Annotated in this window: 12 protein-coding genes and 1 pseudogene; 5 read left to right on the forward strand and 8 right to left on the reverse strand. The window is 72.2% G+C overall.

The annotated features are described in order from the left end of the window. Positions 1 to 317 precede the first annotated feature (317 nt). The 5 genes and pseudogenes from OOK34_RS16905 to OOK34_RS16925 form a co-directional block, all read right to left on the reverse strand. A pseudogene (locus OOK34_RS16905) lies at positions 318 to 1,397 on the reverse strand (MFS transporter); the annotation flags it as partial. 42 nt (positions 1,398 to 1,439) lie between these two features. Further along, complete coding sequence (locus tag OOK34_RS16910) at positions 1,440 to 2,684, reverse strand: transposase (protein ID WP_267034699.1); 1,245 nt, start codon at positions 2,682 to 2,684, stop codon at positions 1,440 to 1,442. Positions 2,685 to 2,888: 204 nt separating this feature from the next. Continuing rightward, positions 2,889 to 3,110, reverse strand: a complete 222-nt coding sequence (locus tag OOK34_RS16915; RefSeq protein ID WP_267034700.1) for a hypothetical protein — start codon at positions 3,108 to 3,110, stop codon at positions 2,889 to 2,891. Between the two features lie 43 nt (positions 3,111 to 3,153). After that, entirely contained in the window at positions 3,154 to 3,783 is a 630-nt protein-coding gene (locus OOK34_RS16920; protein ID WP_267034701.1) for a winged helix-turn-helix domain-containing protein, read from the reverse strand. An 80-nt stretch (positions 3,784 to 3,863) separates the two neighbouring features. Further along, entirely contained in the window at positions 3,864 to 4,334 is a 471-nt protein-coding gene (locus OOK34_RS16925; protein WP_267034702.1) for an Lrp/AsnC family transcriptional regulator, read from the reverse strand. Positions 4,335 to 4,463: 129 nt separating this feature from the next. On the opposite strand from OOK34_RS16925, the gene hppD reads away from it, so the two are divergent. Continuing rightward, positions 4,464 to 5,609: a 4-hydroxyphenylpyruvate dioxygenase gene (gene hppD, locus OOK34_RS16930; protein ID WP_267034703.1), complete on the forward strand. Its 1,146-nt coding sequence runs from the start codon at positions 4,464 to 4,466 to the stop codon at positions 5,607 to 5,609. A gap of 142 nt (positions 5,610 to 5,751) precedes the next feature. Here hppD and OOK34_RS16935 read toward each other — a convergent pair whose 3' ends face one another. After that, positions 5,752 to 7,275: a tetratricopeptide repeat protein gene (locus OOK34_RS16935; RefSeq protein ID WP_267034704.1), complete on the reverse strand. Its 1,524-nt coding sequence runs from the start codon at positions 7,273 to 7,275 to the stop codon at positions 5,752 to 5,754. A gap of 96 nt (positions 7,276 to 7,371) precedes the next feature. Between OOK34_RS16935 and OOK34_RS16940 the strand changes: the two genes are divergently transcribed. After that, positions 7,372 to 8,742: an FAD-binding oxidoreductase gene (locus tag OOK34_RS16940; protein ID WP_267034705.1), complete on the forward strand. Its 1,371-nt coding sequence runs from the start codon at positions 7,372 to 7,374 to the stop codon at positions 8,740 to 8,742. A 47-nt stretch (positions 8,743 to 8,789) separates the two neighbouring features. Here the strand turns inward: OOK34_RS16940 and OOK34_RS16945 are convergent, their stop codons facing one another. Further along, positions 8,790 to 9,269 carry an SsgA family sporulation/cell division regulator gene (locus tag OOK34_RS16945; protein ID WP_267034706.1) on the reverse strand — a complete coding sequence of 160 codons (480 nt, stop codon included), beginning with the start codon at positions 9,267 to 9,269 and terminating at the stop codon, positions 8,790 to 8,792. A gap of 291 nt (positions 9,270 to 9,560) precedes the next feature. Here OOK34_RS16945 and OOK34_RS16950 point away from each other — a divergent pair, with 291 nt between their 5' ends. Together OOK34_RS16950 and OOK34_RS16955 are read left to right on the forward strand one after the other, a co-directional pair. Continuing rightward, positions 9,561 to 11,216, forward strand: a complete 1,656-nt coding sequence (locus tag OOK34_RS16950) for an RDD family protein (RefSeq protein ID WP_267034707.1) — start codon at positions 9,561 to 9,563, stop codon at positions 11,214 to 11,216. A 76-nt stretch (positions 11,217 to 11,292) separates the two neighbouring features. Further along, positions 11,293 to 12,021 (forward strand): RDD family protein, encoded by a 729-nt coding sequence (locus tag OOK34_RS16955; protein WP_267034708.1) that lies wholly within the window; start codon positions 11,293 to 11,295, stop codon positions 12,019 to 12,021. Between the two features lie 75 nt (positions 12,022 to 12,096). Here OOK34_RS16955 and OOK34_RS16960 read toward each other — a convergent pair whose 3' ends face one another. Next, positions 12,097 to 12,423, reverse strand: a complete 327-nt coding sequence (locus OOK34_RS16960) for a hypothetical protein (RefSeq protein WP_267034709.1) — start codon at positions 12,421 to 12,423, stop codon at positions 12,097 to 12,099. A 471-nt stretch (positions 12,424 to 12,894) separates the two neighbouring features. Between OOK34_RS16960 and OOK34_RS16965 the strand changes: the two genes are divergently transcribed. Beyond that, positions 12,895 to 15,249, forward strand: a complete 2,355-nt coding sequence (locus OOK34_RS16965) for an immune inhibitor A domain-containing protein (protein ID WP_267036777.1) — start codon at positions 12,895 to 12,897, stop codon at positions 15,247 to 15,249. Positions 15,250 to 15,258: the final 9 nt, after the last annotated feature.

Consider the following 15,258-nt stretch of genomic DNA (forward strand, 5'->3'; position numbering starts at 1 on the left):
CAGCAATTGACGGCAACTTCAGATGGCGAGAGGCCGTGAGCGAAGGCGGTTCGTTGCTTTCGTTCTGCTGGGCCTTGGTGTTCGTTGCGCCGTCGAGGCCGGTGCTGAGGATGTTGTTGGCGTCCCGTTGGAGGTGGAGTCGGCCGTGGACGCGAAGTCCGAGCTGCCGAAGGGGCTTCAGCTGGTCCCGGTCACCTCGCTGACGGATGCGGTGAACGCTCTGCGGGGGCTGAACCGGGGCGAGACGGTTCCGTCCTGCTGACGGAAGGCTTCTTGTCCAGGCCCCGCCACGCCGGGAAGAGCAGCGGGGTGAGGGTGGTCAGGAGGTAGGCGGCGGCGAAGAGGAGGAGGGCCCGGGTCACTCCGAAGCCGTCGACCAGCAGGCCGGCCGCGAGGCCGCCCATGGGCATGGCCAGCTCGCTGCCCGCCGTGCTCACGCTCGAGACCCGGCTGCGCAGCTCCTCCGGCACGCTCTCGTGGACGACGGTGGTCAGGATCGGGTTGAGCACGCCCGCGCCCAGGCCGGCCAGGGCCATGGTCACCGTGAGGGGCAGCGGGGTGTCGGTGACGGCGGCGACCACGTAGCGGGTGGCGCCGGAGACCAGGAAGGCTCCCGCGAAGACCGCCCGGCGGGGGAAGCGCTCGCCCCACATCCCGTAGAGCAGGGCGCCGAGGAGGGCGAAGCCGCCGAAGAGGGAGACCATCAGGCCGAGGGTGGTGGCCCCGCCGAGGTCCTCGCGGCCGTGTACCGGGAGGAGGACGGAGGACCAGCCCTGGTCCAGTCCGTTGGTCATCATCACCATCAGGGTGATGCCCATGAGGAGGCGGGAGCGGGTCAGGAACCGCCAGCCCTCGGCGAGTTCGGTCCGGTAGGCGGCGAAGGAGGGCTTCTCGGTGGTGCGCTGCGGTTCGGCGGCCGGGACTCCGCGCAGGAAGGCGGTGACGAGGAGGGCGGATGCGGCGAAGGTGGCCGCGTCCAGGAGGAGGACGGTCTCGGCGCCGAAGGCTGCGATCAGTACGCCGGCCACCGCGGCCCCGGTCATCCGGGCCCCGCGCGAGACGGCGTCGTACAGGCTCGCCGCCCGGGCGACGGTGGTGCCGGCGTGCTCGGCGAGACTGGGCAGCAGGACGTAGCGGGCGGTCAGGCCCGGGGTGTGCACGAGGCCGCCGACGGCCATCAGCGCGCACAGCATCCAGAACTCCAGCAGGCCCGCGTAGTGCAGGAAGGGGATCGCGCCGACCGCCAGGCCGCAGATCAGGTCGGAGGCGGCGGAGACCCTCCGGCGGCCGATCCGGTCGATGACCGGGCCGCCGACGAGGGCGGCGACCACCACGGGCAGGGTGGCGCAGAAGGCGACGACCCCGGCCCGGCCGGCGCTGCCCGTGCTCTGGAGCACGAACCACGGGACGCCGATGAGGGTGATTGAATCCTCCCCTCCCTAAAGGGAGGGGATTCCTGGCTCACGTCGGCTGTGGACCTGCGGTCCGTCAGCTCTTACACGATCAGCACCAGCCGGGTTGAGACCAGCCCGGACGAGCATGACGTGGGCGGAGTTCTTGTCCCTGGGGGACACGGCTCCGCACACGGTGCACGAGTAGGTTCGTTCTGAGAGAGGTAGTGCGTGCTTGGTTCTCGCTCCGCACGTGGCGCAGTCCATGGTGGTGTGCGCGGGGTGGACCAGGTGCACGGCACGGCCGTGCTTGCGGCCCATCTCGATCAAGGCCGTCTTCGTGGCGCCGATCGCCGCGTCTGCCGCCTTGCGGGCCATCGTCGACTTGGCGAGGAACTTCGGCTTGAAGTCCTCGATGGCGAGGGCGTCGTGGTCGCGGACCACCTTCTTGGCCCACTTGCGGGCGGTGTCCTGGCGCTGCCGGGCCACCTTCTTGTGCGCCTTGGCGGCCTGCCGCTGCGCTGCGCGGTAGCCCTTCGAGGGGGCCTTGCCCTTGGGCGTGCGGCGGCGGGCCATCATCCGCTGGTAGTGCGCCAGCCTGGCGGCGGCTTTCTTCCCGTGTTGGGCGTGGGGCAGGTCGTGGTCGGCGGACGTGGTGGTCGCGGTCTCCCTCACACCCCAGTCGATACCGATCACCGCACCCGTCGAGGGCAGCGCCTCGACGGTCGTGGGGACGACGAAGCTGGCGTACCAGTGGCCGAGGCTGTCGCGGTAGACGCGTACCGACGACGGCGGCTCGGGCAGGTTCCGCGACCAGACGACGGTCACGCTGATGTTCCCGGCCAGGTGCAGACGTCCGTCCTTGAGCCGGAAGCCGCGCTGCGTGTAGTTGAGCGTGGGAGCCGACTCACGCTGCTTCTTGTGCTTCGGCATCCCGGCACGCTGCCGCACCGGCAACCGGGCCTTGATGTCCTTGAGGGCCTTCGCGCGGGACTTGGCGAAGTCCCGGATGATCTGCTGCTGCGGAACGCTGCTTCCTGCACGAAGCCACGCCATCGAGCGTCGGGCCCCGGTCAGCATCTTGTCGAGCTGCGACGGACCACACGTCACCTGCTCGCCGGCCGTCTTGTTGTGGGTGTGGACCTTGCGGGACATGGCCACGCACTCGTTCCACACCCACCGGCACCGCGCCCACTCCGCCTCCAACGCGGCGAGCGCGCTGGACGACACACGAAGCCGGAAGGTGTACCGGGCATGCCCGGCTTCCCCCTCGACCATCGCTGCTGTCGGCATGCTCCCCAACCTAACCGCCCCCACTGACAACGAAAGAGAGCGCAGGTCACAGCAGATGCGCAACGAACTCCGCCGCTACGCGGCTTCGCCCCGAGGACCCATTCCTCCCCGGGCTGAAGCCCGGGGCTTCCCGGGAGAAATCCGGTGAACTCCCCGCTATGGAGATCGCGTTGGCGGCCAGGACCGCCGTGAAGGGCCGTCTGCTCACGCCGTGTGGCCGCCGAGGCGGGCGTGGATGTGGGCCGGCTGCATCAGGTGCATCCCGGCGGCGACCAGGGCCTCGCCGACCCGGTTGCGCAGGGCGGGTGCCGGGGGGAGGGGGGCGGCCTCGCGGGCGAGGTGCCAGGCGGCGGCCTCGGCGGCGAGTTCGGCGGTGCGGGCGGCGTGGCTCTGGGTGTGGATCTCGGCGGGCGGGAAGGCGTGCACGGCAGGACTCCTTCTGGGAGGGGAGGGGAGGGGGGAGGGGCGGCTACTCGGCGGCGCGGCGCGGGAAGGCGTGGGTGTGGAAGCGGACCGTTTCCACGTCTTCCGGGGTCTCCGCGGGCGGCAGGTCGCGGTAGCTGTTGATCAACTCGTGGAGTTTGCCGACCAGTTCGTGGGTCTGGCCGGGGGTCAGGCGGAGGGTGAAGTCGCTGAGGTCGCTGGAACTGCGCCAGGCCGGTGACCAGTCGTGCGACTGACCGAGCCAGGAGGACACCTCCTGCGCGTGGATCTTCATGATTTCGGCCCGGAAGACCTCCGCCGCCCCGCGCGTCTCCGGGTTGTCGTCGGAGATCAGCGAGTCGTCGAGCCGCGTGCCGTCGTGGGCGGCCTTCCACCAGCGCTCGCGGCCCTTGCCGTGCTCGGGCGCCTCCTCGATGAACCCGTGCGCGGCGAGCTGGCGCAGGTGGTAGCTGGTCGCGCCGCTGGACTCCCCGAGCCGCTCCGCCAGCTGCGAGGCGGTGGCCGGGCCGCTGATGCGCAGGGCGCGGAGCAGCCGCATGCGCAGGGGGTGGGCGAGGCCGCGCAGGGAGCGGGAGTCCAGGGTCCGGACCGTGGGCTCCGGGGTTTCGGCTCCAGCTGCGGATTCGGCGCCGGTTTCGGCGTTCTTTTCGGGCATGCCTCAACCGTAGAGTTGCAAAGACTTCTGTGCAAGGGTTTCTTTGCAGCGTCTTCTTTGGAAGTCGGCGGCGAGGCGGATCAGTGGTCGGCGGCCGCCTGTTCCACCAGCGGGATGATCCGCAGCGGGACCGGGTTCTCCATGACGATCGCCGTCGACGCCCGCACGATCCCCTCGAAGCCGACCACCCGGTCGATCACCCGTTGGAGGTCGGCGTTGGACCGTGCCACCAGCCGGCACAGCATGTCCCCGTGCCCGGTGGTCGTGTGCAGCTCCAGCACCTCCGGTACGCCGGCCAGGTGGGCCCGTACGTCCGCCCCCTGCCCCTGCTTGATCTCCAGGGTGGCGAAGGCCGTCACCGGATACCCCAGCGCCGTCGGGTCGACCTGCGGGCCGAAGCCGCGGATCACCCCGCTCGACTGGAGCCGGTCCAGGCGGGCCTGCACCGTGCCGCGCGCCACCCCGAGCCGGCGCGAGGCCTCCAGGACTCCGATCCGCGGTTCGCGCGCCAGCAGCACGATGAGCCGCCCGTCGAGTTCGTCGATGCCCATGGAAGCCTTCCCTCGATCGGCTGGTCATACTGCACAGATCTCTCAGTCATCCTCCGGCTTCGCTGGGCATTCTGTACAGAAGTATTTGAAACTATTGCGCAGCTTGTGGAAGGGCGGGACTCTGCCGTCATGACTGAGACCCTCGACACCACCCCGCACACCGCGCGTGAGGCAGACCCCTTCCCGGTGAAGGGCATGGACGCGGTCGTCTTCGCCGTCGGCAACGCCAAGCAGGCCGCGCACTACTACTCGACCGCCTTCGGCATGAAGCTCGTGGCCTACTCCGGACCGGAGAACGGCAGCCGCGAGACCGCCAGCTACGTCCTGACCAACGGCGCCGCCCGCTTCGTCATGACCTCGGTCATCAAGGCGACCACGGACCACGGCCGCTTCCTCGCCGAGCACGTCGCCGAGCACGGCGACGGCGTCATCGACCTCGCCATCGAGGTCCCCGACGTCCGCGCGGCCTACGCGTACGCCGTCGAGCAGGGCGCGCGCGGGCTCGAGGAGCCGTACGAGGCCAAGGACGAGCACGGCACCGTCGTGCTGGCCGCGATCGCCACGTACGGCCAGACCCGCCACACCCTCGTCGAGCGCGTCGACTACACCGGCCCCTACCTGCCGGGCTACACGGCCGTCGAGCCGATGGTGGCCCCGCCGGCCAAGCGGACCTTCCAGGCGATCGACCACTGCGTCGGCAACGTCGAGCTGGGCCGCATGAACGAGTGGGTGGCCTTCTACAACAAGGTCATGGGCTTCACGAACATGAAGGAGTTCGTGGGCGACGACATCGCGACCGAGTACTCGGCGCTGATGTCGAAGGTGGTCGCGGACGGCACCAAGAAGGTGAAGTTCCCGATCAACGAGCCGGCGATCGCGAAGAAGAAGTCGCAGATCGACGAGTACCTGGAGTTCTACAACGGCCCCGGCGTCCAGCACATCGCGCTCGCCTCGAACGACATCGTCGCGACGGTGCGCACCATGCGGGCGGCGGGCGTCCAGTTCCTGTCCGTGCCGGACACGTACTACGACACCCTCGGCGAGTGGGTCGGCGACACCCGCGTGCCGATCGACGAGCTGCGCGAGCTGAAGATCCTGGCCGACCGCGACGAGGACGGCTACCTGCTCCAGATCTTCACCAAGCCGGTGCAGGACCGCCCGACGGTCTTCTTCGAGATCATCGAGCGCCACGGCTCGATGGGCTTCGGCAAGGGCAACTTCAAGGCCCTGTTCGAGGCGATCGAGCGGGAGCAGGAGAAGCGGGGCAACCTGTAGGTTGCGTGGCCCGGGGTGGGCGGGGTGACCGCACCGCCGCGGCTACTGGGCCGGGCCGGGGGCCGGGGGTTGCCGCTGCGCGGGCTGCTCCCCGCCCCGCCCTTCGCCCGTTCCCCCGGGGCTCCGCCCCGGACCCCGCGCCTCAAGCGCCGGCGGGGCTGGATTTCGGCTGCGGCTTCGCCGGGGCCGGCTTCGGGGCTGCCGGCTTCGGGGGATTCGGCTTCGGGAGTTCCGGGGCCACCCACGGGGTGCGCGGCTGCATGTTCTCCGGGCCGCCCGATGGGGGCTGGCCGATCGTGGACAGGGCCTCCTTCGCCAGGGGGCCCCGCACCGGGGAGAACACCGGGTTCGTCCGCAGCGCCTCCTGAAGGTGCCTGCGGGCACCCGCCTCGTCGCCCACAGCGCGCTCGATCAGCGCCCGGTGGTAGGCGAACTCCGCGCTGCGCAGCCCCAGGTCGGTCGCCTTCTGCGCGTACTCCAGCGCCTCCGCGTCCTCCCCGCCCCGGTGCAGGGCCCACCCCAGGGCGTCGGCCACCTGCACGCTCTTGTGCCGGGTCCACTCCGCCGAGAGGCGGCGTACGGCCACGGCCGGATCGCCGTGGTCCGCCTCGTACAGGCCGAGCACCACCTCGTCGTTGACCCCGTTCGCCCCGCCCGCCGCCGCCAGCACGGACAGCGACCGGTACTGCGCCCGCGCCTCCTCCGCCCGCCCCAGCGACTCCAGCAGCTCGCCCAGCTCCAGCGCCAGCCGCGGCACCGGGGTCCGCCCCAGCGCCAGCCGGTAGTCGCGCACGGCCTCCCCGCCCCGCCCCAGCGCGGCCAGCGCCCGGGCCCGCCCGCCCAGCGCCTCCGCCTGCGCCGGGTCGGTGCGCAGCGCGGCCTCGTACTGGCGCAGCGCCTCGGCCGGATCGCCCCGCTCCCACGCCAGCTCCCCGAGCCGCAGCAGCACGTACGCCTTCTCCGCCGGAGACTTCGCCGCACCCCCCGCGTGCTCCAGGGCCACCACCGCGTCCTCGCGCCAGCCCCGGTCCCGGTACACCTGAGCGGCCCTCAGATGCGCGGCCAGGCCCGGCCGCAGCTCCATCAGCCGGTCCATCGCCCGCTGCGCGGCCTTGTAGTCGCCCAGGCCCGTGTACGCGTCCACGAGGACCGGGTACGCCGTCCAGCGCCGCGGCGCCTGCGCCCGTACCAGCTCGCCCCACTTCTTCGCCGTCCCGAAGTCCCGCCGGGCGCCGGCCAGCGCGCCCATGCCCGTCATCGCGTCGAAGTTGCCCTTCTCGGCGGGGCGGACCTCCAGCGACCGTTTGAGGGCCTTCTCCGCCTTCGGGAACCAGGCGGAATCGGCCGTCCGCCGGGCCTGTTCCAGGTACGCCGAACCGAGCACCGCCCACGAAGCGTCGTCGTCCGCGTGCGCGGCGACCCACTTCTCCCGGTCCGCCACCAGCGCCGTCAGGTCCACCGCCGCCGCCGGGGCGCCCATCCCCACCGCCGACGCGGCCCGTTCGCTCGGCCCGGGCGGCCGCGCGTCGTCGCCGGTACGGGCCGGGCGGATCAGCAGGGCCCCGGCGATCAGGACCACCGCGACCGCGGCCGCCACGACCGTCTTGCGGCCGGTGAACGTCACGGGCGGCGCGGGCGCTTGCGTTTGCTCGTCGAAACCGTGCATGCGCTCACTGTGCGTCAATATGAAGAGCCCGCCGAGGTGTCCGAAGCCGGTCGCGGCCGTGTTCACACCGATGGCCTCAGCTGCCACTGTGGCCCCATGGACGACGACCTCATAGCGCGGCTCCTCGAAGGACTCCCGGCCGAGTCGGTACTCACCGATCCACAGGTGACCGCCTCCTACGCCACCGACATGGCCGGCTTCTGCGCCGCCGGCACCCCGGCCGCCGTCGTCCTGCCGCGGACCGTGGAGCAGGTCCGGCACGTCATGCGCACCGCCACCGCCCTACGTGTCCCCGTGGTCCCGCAGGGCGCCCGTACGGGCCTCTCCGGGGCCGCCAACGCCTCCGACGGCTGCATCGTGCTGTCCCTGGTCAGGATGGACCGGATCCTGGAGATCTCCACCGTCGACCGGATCGCCGTCGTCGAGCCGGGCGTGGTCAACGCGGTCCTGTCGCGGGCCGTCGCCGAACAGGGCCTGTACTACCCGCCCGACCCCTCCAGCTGGGAGCAGTGCACCATCGGCGGCAACATCGGCACCGCCTCCGGCGGCCTGTGCTGCGTCAAGTACGGGGTCACCGCCGAGTACGTGCTCGGGCTCGACGTGGTCCTGGCCGACGGACGGCTGCTGCGCACGGGACGGCGTACCGCCAAGGGCGTCGCCGGGTACGACCTGACCCGGCTCTTCGTCGGCTCCGAGGGCACCCTCGGCGTGGTGGTCGGGGCCGTCCTCGCACTGCGGCCGGCGCCGCCCGGGCAGCTCGCGCTCGCCGCCGAGTTCCCCTCCGTCGCGGCCGCCTGCGAGGCCGTCTGCGCCGTCATGGAGGCGGGCCTGACGCCCTCGCTGCTGGAGCTGATGGACCGTACGACCGTCCGCGCCGTCAACGCCCTCGGCAGGATGGGCCTGCCCGAGACCACGGAGGCCCTGCTGCTCGCCGCCTTCGACACCCCCGACGCGCCCGCCGAGCTGGAGGCCGTCGGCCGGCTGTGCGCCGCCGCCGGGGCGAGCGCCGTCGTACCCGCCGAGGACGAGGCGGAGTCGGAACTGCTGCTCCAGGCCCGCCGGATGTCCCTGACCGCCCTGGAGGCGCTCCGGCCGGCGACGATGATCGACGACGTGTGCGTGCCGAGGTCGCGGCTCGCCGAGATGCTGGACGGTACGGCCGCCATCGCCACGGCGTACGACCTGCTCATCGGCGTCTGCGCGCACGCGGGCGACGGGAACACCCACCCGGTGGTCTGCTTCGACCCCGCGGACGAGGACGAGACGCGGCGGGCGCGGGAGTCCTTCGACGCGATCATGGCCCTGGGGCTGTCCCTGGGCGGGACGATCACCGGGGAGCACGGGGTCGGAGTGCTGAAGAAGGAGTGGCTGGCCCGGGAACTCGGGCCGGTCGGGCTGGAGGTGCAGCGCAGCGTCAAGCGGGCCTTCGACCCGCTCGGGCTGCTGAACCCCGGCAAGCTCTTCTGAGGTCCCTTCGCGGGCGCCGGCCGGGGTTCCTTCGTGCGGGGTGCGCATCACAGGTCACCGTCCGCGGACTCGTCCGAGGGCCACGGGTCGCGCAGCCACAGCTCGTCGGCCGGGGTCGGGGTGAGCAGCTCGGCCAGGGCGTCGTCCAGGCCGAGCCGCTCCGCCTCCGTCCCCGGCGGGACCACGCGCAGGGTGCGCTCCAGCCAGGCCGACACCGAGCCGGCCGGGGCCTCCAGGAGGGCGTCGCCGTCGGGGGAGCTCAGCGCCATGCACAGTACGGACCTGTTGTCGATCTTCGTGGGCCAGATCCGGACGTCTCCGTGGCCGCACGGGCGGAACACCCCCTCGACGAGCAGTTCGCGGGCGAAGGTCCAGTTGACCGGGGCACTGGTGCCGGTGTGGAAGGTGACGTGGACGGCGTAGGGGTCGTCGGTGAGGTAGAGGAGCTTGGCGGGGACGGGGATGCTGCGCTCGGGGGACAGGACCAGCTTGAGTTCCAGCTCGCGCTCGATGACGGGGTGGTGCATGGCGGCCTCACTTCGGTGGGTTCGCTCGCGTACGCGGGACCGGTTCGTGCCCCGCAACCGGAGAGAGCCCCCTCGTGCCCGGGTATGACGCGACTTTCCGCGTGAAATTGGAGGTTGGCCGAAATCTGTCGGCTGACCGGAAACCGTCGGCTGGGGTGAGGGCGGGGCCAGGTTCGCCCGAAGGCTTGGAATCTCCCGTTACCGGACCTGCCGGGCAGGGGTTCTTGGCTATGGTCCTCCCCTTGGGTCCTCCCCTGCACAAGCCTCAAGCCACGATCGGAGTTGGGGACATTGACGGCCTCCCCTGGTGACGGCGAGCACGCGGCCCGCGAGGGCTACTACCCCGATCCGTCCATCCCCGGGTACGTCCGGTACTGGAACGGCGCGTCCTGGGTTCCGGGTACGAGCCGTCCCGCCGCTCCGGCTGCGCCCGCCGCTTCCGCCGCTCCTGCCGTGGCCGCCGCGCCCGCTGCCGCTCGGGTGGAGGAGACGGGGCCGGTGTTCCTGGACGAGACCTCGATGACGGAGGCCCTGGCGGAGCCGGGGACCGCGTACGGCGCCGCCGGCCGGGGACCCGCACCGCAGCCCGTCTGGCAGCCGGCCCCCGTACCGGCACCGGCCCCCGCGCCGGGCCACACCCCGGGCTACGGCCCCGGCTACGGCACGGGCCGCGCGGCCGGTTCCGAGCCGGGCTACGACGCGGACCGGGGCTCCTGGCCCGAGCCGGGGCAGGGGTACGACGACCCGGGCCAGGGGGCGGGCCGGGGGCCGGGCCCCCAGGCCGGGCGCGGGCAGGAGTACGACGACCCGGGCCAGGGTGCGGGCGCCGGGGCGGGCGCCTTCCCCGACCCCCTTCCGGGCCTTGGGGCCGGGGCCGGGCACGAGGCGGGGGGTGCGCAGGCCGGCTGGCAGGTCGACCCCGTGCACCAGGCGGGCTTCGGCGGCCCCCGCGACGTCCGGGTGTCCTGGGGCGACGCGGCGGAGCCCGAGCCCGCCCGGCCCGCCGGGATCTCCCTGGCCCGGCCCGCCGCGGCCGCTGCGGCCGCCGCCACCGCCCGGCGGCTCCCGGCGCAGGCCGCCGCCGAGAGCGTGGGCATCCTGTCGGCCCGCCCGCCGGCCTGGCCCGACGCCCCCGGCGCCGGTACCTCGGGCCTCACCTCCAGCTGGCCGCAGACCGCACCCCCGGCCGCGCCCGAGCCCCCGCCGAGGCGGCGGGAGGCCGAGGCCGCGCCCCCGGCCCCGGCCGCGCCCCCGGCCCCGGCCCCGGCCCCGGTACCGCAGCCGGAGGCGCCCGCGCCCGCCACGTCCCGCGCGAGTGCCCCCGTACCGTCGCCGGAGGCGCCGGCGCCGGGCCGGACCCGCGAGGCCGCCCCCGCATCACCGCCGGAGGCCCCGGCGCCCGCCCCCGTACCCGCCCCCGTGCCCGTGCCGGCCCGCGAGGGCAGCCGGGCCGTGTTCGAGCGGATGGCGGCGGAACGGGCCGTGCGGCCCGCCGGGCTGGTGCGGCGCGGGCTGGCGCGGGTCCTGGACTCCCTCGTGCACGCCGGGGTCGCGGCGGCCGTCGCGCTGCCCCTCCTCCCCGAGGTGACGGCCCATCTGGAGGCGAAGGTGGACGCGGCCCGGGCGAGCGGGCGCACCACCACCGTGTGGCTGCTCGACGCCACCACCGCAGGCCGCCTCGGCCTCGTACTCGGCGCCGTCCTGCTCTTCGGGGTGCTCTACGAGGTCCTGCCCACCGCCCGCTGGGGCCGCACCCCGGGCAAGAAGCTGCTGGGCGTGCGCGTCCTGGCCACCGCCACGCTCCGGCCGCCCGGCTTCGGCGCGGCCCTGCGCCGCTGGCTCGTGTACGTCTTCCTCGGGCTGCCGGGCAGCCTGTGGTGCCTGGTGGACCGCCCGCGCCGGCGGGGCTGGCACGACCGGGCCGCCGGGACGTACGTGGCGCGCTGACCAGCGGCGCGGCGCCCGTACCCCGGACGGACGCGGTCGCGTTGCGGGGCGGGCGGGCCCGGGTTCGACTCGGGCCATGAGTACCGATCAGCCGCCGCCGGGCGAGCCGCCCGAGGACGACCCGTTCCTCAAGAAGCCCCAGGAACCGACGCCTCCGTCGGGCGGTTCGCCGTACGGCTCGCCGCCCCCCGGGGGCGGCGGCTACCCCCCGCCCCCGCCCCCCGGCGGAGGCGGCGGGGGATACCCGCCACCGCCCCCGCCCCCGTACGGCGGCGGGCCCGGAGACCCCGGCGGAGGCGGCTACGGCATGCCCGATCCGCTCGCCGGAATGCCCCCGCTCGCCGACTTCGGCAAGCGGCTCGTCGCGCGCGTCATCGACCTGCTGCTCGTCGGAGTGCCGCTGTTCCTCATCCAACTGCCGTTCGGCACGAAGCGGTACGTGGTCGACTCGAGCAAGGGGGAGGACGTCACCGAGGTCATCACGAAGTCGTACGGCGGCACCGGCCTGCTGTGGACGCTGATCTCGATCGTCGCGTACGTCGGCTACGACTGGTGGTTCACGCAGAAGAACGGCCAGACCGTGGGCAAGAAGGCCATGGGCCTGCGCGTCGCGATGCTCAACGACGGCAGCGTGCCCGTCTCCGGTCCCGCGCTCGGCCGGGCCGCCGTGCTCTGGGTGCCGACGCTGGTGTGCTGCTTCTGCCTGTGGCCGCTCGCGCTGATCGTGTCGATGCTCGTCGACAAGCCGTACAAGCAGGGCCTGCACGACAAGGTGGCCAAGACGGTCGTGGTCACCTCGACCTAGACCCACAGTCGCGTACGCGTCCACGCGCGGGCGGCCGTCCCCTCCGGGGGGTGGCCGCCCGCGCGGGCGTCCGGCTCAGTGGTGGACGGGGTGCTCGGCGGAGGCCGTCCTGGGTTCGGGCACCCGGGGGCCGTCCGCGCCCGCCGTCGGCCCGGGCTGCCCGGCGGGCTGGCCGGTGGCCTGGCCGGCCGGCCGACCGGCGGAACGCCGCGCGGCGTGGCGGCCGCGGCGGCGCGGGATCGGCACGGTGAGGGCGACCAGCAGCCCGAGGGCGAGCGCGGCGGCGGAGATGACGGCGACCCCGAGGCCCGTGCTCGTCTGCGAGAGCAGCAGCATGGCGATCGTCGACACGACGACGGTGGCGGACCCGTAGGCGAGCTGTGCGGCAGTCGGACGCGGCATGACGGTTTCCGTCCTCAAGGCGGGTGAGGGGGAGTCGCCCAACAGATCGCGCGCGTCAAGTGACTCCAGTACGGCATGCCCGGACGGAGCAACAGGTAAGCGTGACCTTACCCACGGTGCCGGAGCACGGAGGGGCGCACGGCGCAGCACGGCCGGTCGCAAGGCCCGCGGGCGTCGACGTCGGAGGCCGAGGACGGGGGCGTTCGCCCCGGATGACCCCGTATGGCGGGGGAACGTCCGAATAGCGGAACTCGCTGACCGCATAGTGCAGTTGTAAGGAAGAAGTCAAGGTCTGTCTTTTCTTTAGACTCTCCGGTCAAATGTCGTCACTTGAGACGCGCGCCGCGCGGAACCCCCCGCTCCTATGGAGACGTTCCGACCTACGTTGCGGCCGCGGGAGGGGAACGACATCAAGTGACCGGCAACTCAGCAAGGCGTCGCGCGCTGCGCGCCGCCGCAGTCGGCGTGACCATGGCCGCGACCGCGGCCTCCGGCGCCTTCTTCACCACGGCCCAGGCCGACACCAGTTGGGGCGACGCTCCGGCCGCCGACCGCCAGGACCCGACCGCTCCCGCCAAGGAGCAGGTCCAGCACAACCTCGAAGGTCCGTTCAGCAAGCAGCAGGCGCAGCAGCGCGAGGCCGCCCTTGACCAGGTGCTGACGGGCAAGAAGGGCGTCGAGCAGCGCGGTGCCTCGAAGGTCGTCAAGCTCGACGACAAGAAGTACGTCGAGCTGGGCCGTGAGAAGACCGACAAGATCTTCACCATCCTCGTCGAGTTCGGCGACCAGGTCGACAACACGACCATGATCGACCCGGACGGTCCCGAGGGCCCGAAGCCGGCCGAGCCGAAGTACGGCGGCACCCCCGGCCCGCTGCACAACACGATCCAGCAGCCGGACCGCGCGTCGAACAACAGCACCGCCTGGCGCAAGGACTTCAGCCGTGACTACTTCCAGGACCTGTACTTCGCTACCGGCCAGGGCAAGGACTCGCTGAAGACCTACTACGAGAAGACCTCCTCGGGCCGCTACTCCGTCGAGGGCGAGGTCGCCGACTGGGTCAAGGTCCCGTACAACGAGGGCCGTTACGGCTCGAACTTCTGCGGCCAGACCAACTGCTCCAACGTGTGGGACACCGTCCGCGACGGCGTCACCGCGTGGACGGAGGCCCAGAAGAAGGCCGGCAAGACCGACGCCCAGATCAAGGCCCAGCTGGCCCAGTACGACCAGTGGGACCGCAACGACTTCGACGGCGACGGCAACTTCAACGAGCCCGACGGCTACATCGACCACTTCCAGATCGTCCACGCGGGCGAGGACGAGTCGGCCGGCGGCGGCGCGCAGGGCAAGACCGCGCTGTGGGCGCACCGCTGGTACGCGTACGGCACCGACGTGGGCAAGACCGGCCCGGAGAACAACAAGGCCGGCGGCACCCAGATCGGCGACACCGGCATCTGGGTCGGCGACTACACGATGCAGCCCGAGAACGGCGGCCTCGGCGTCTTCGCGCACGAGTACGGCCACGACCTCGGTCTGCCGGACCTCTACGACACCACCGGCGCCGGCGAGAACTCGGTCGGTTTCTGGTCCCTGATGTCGGCCGGTTCCTGGCTCGGCCAGGGCAAGGACTCCATAGGCGACCTCCCGGGCGACATGACGGCCTGGGACAAGCTCCAGCTGGGCTGGCTGAACTACGACACGGCCAAGGCCGCGACGAAGTCCACCCACAAGCTGGGCGTGTCGGAGTACAACACCAAGGACAAGCAGGCGCTGGTCGTCGAGCTGCCGAAGAAGCAGGTCCGTACGGACATCGTCGCTCCCGCCGAGGGTTCCTCGCAGTGGTGGAGCCAGATGGGTGACGACCTCAAGAACACCCTGACCCGCTCCGTCGACCTGACGGGCAAGAAGTCCGCCGCCCTTTCCCTCAAGGGCTGGTGGGACATCGAGGCCGACTACGACTTCCTCTACACCGAGGTGTCCACGGACGGCGGCGCCACCTGGACCGCCCTGGCCGGCACCGCCGACGGCGCGGCGCTCCCCGTCGACGCCTCCGGCAGCCCGTCGCTGACCGGTGTCTCCGGCGCCTGGAAGTCCCTGAACTTCCCGCTCGACGCCTACGCGGGCAAGAAGGTCGACCTCCGCTTCCGCTACCAGACGGACGGCGGCGCGGGCGGCAAGGGCTTCACCGCCGACGCCGTCACCCTCACCGCGGACGGCTCCGCGCTGTTCACCGACGGCGCCGAGAACGGCGACAACGGCTGGACCGGCAAGGGCTTCTCCCGCATCGGCGCCGGCTTCACCAAGGACTACCCGCAGTACTACATCGCGGAGAACCGCCGCTACGTGTCGTACGACTCCACCCTCAAGGTGGGCCCGTACAACTTCGGCTGGGCCAACTCGAAGCCGGGCTGGGTCGAGCACTACCCGTACCAGGACGGTCTGCTGATCTGGCTCTGGGACAAGTCCCAGAAGGACAACAACACCAGCCAGCACCCGGGCCAGGGCCTGATCCTGCCGGTCGACGCCAACGCCAAGCCGATGAAGTGGTCGGACGGCACCCTGCTGCGGAACAAGATCCAGCCGTACGACGCCCCGTTCAGCGCGTACTCGACGGACGCGTTCACCCTGCACAAGAACGGCGAGTCGCTCTTCGTCAAGCCGAAGCCCGCGAACCTGGTCTTCGACGACCACAAGGGCAAGTACTACTACGACGAGAACCCGACCGGCTCGGTGAAGGTCACTGACACCAACACCAAGATCAAGATCGCGAAGGAGACCTACGACGGCCTCCAGATGACGATCGAGGTCGGCCCCGCCGCCAAGTAGTCCAGTAAA

It is taken from the genome of Streptomyces sp. NBC_00091 (assembly GCF_026343185.1).
In the GTDB taxonomy this organism is placed as follows: domain Bacteria; phylum Actinomycetota; class Actinomycetes; order Streptomycetales; family Streptomycetaceae; genus Streptomyces.

Coding starts and splice junctions, on each gene's coding strand:
- OOK34_RS16910 (WP_267034699.1), bottom strand. CDS start 2,684: ATGCCGACAGCAGCGATGGTCGAGGGGGAAGCCGGGCATGCCCGGTAC.
- OOK34_RS16920 (WP_267034701.1), bottom strand. CDS start 3,783: ATGCCCGAAAAGAACGCCGAAACCGGCGCCGAATCCGCAGCTGGAGCC.
- OOK34_RS16925 (WP_267034702.1), bottom strand. CDS start 4,334: ATGGGCATCGACGAACTCGACGGGCGGCTCATCGTGCTGCTGGCGCGC.
- hppD (WP_267034703.1), top strand. CDS start 4,464: ATGACTGAGACCCTCGACACCACCCCGCACACCGCGCGTGAGGCAGAC.
- OOK34_RS16935 (WP_267034704.1), bottom strand. CDS start 7,275: ATGCACGGTTTCGACGAGCAAACGCAAGCGCCCGCGCCGCCCGTGACG.
- OOK34_RS16940 (WP_267034705.1), top strand. CDS start 7,372: ATGGACGACGACCTCATAGCGCGGCTCCTCGAAGGACTCCCGGCCGAG.
- OOK34_RS16945 (WP_267034706.1), bottom strand. CDS start 9,269: ATGCACCACCCCGTCATCGAGCGCGAGCTGGAACTCAAGCTGGTCCTG.
- OOK34_RS16955 (WP_267034708.1), top strand. CDS start 11,293: ATGAGTACCGATCAGCCGCCGCCGGGCGAGCCGCCCGAGGACGACCCG.
- OOK34_RS16960 (WP_267034709.1), bottom strand. CDS start 12,423: ATGCCGCGTCCGACTGCCGCACAGCTCGCCTACGGGTCCGCCACCGTC.
- OOK34_RS16965 (WP_267036777.1), top strand. CDS start 12,895: ATGGCCGCGACCGCGGCCTCCGGCGCCTTCTTCACCACGGCCCAGGCC.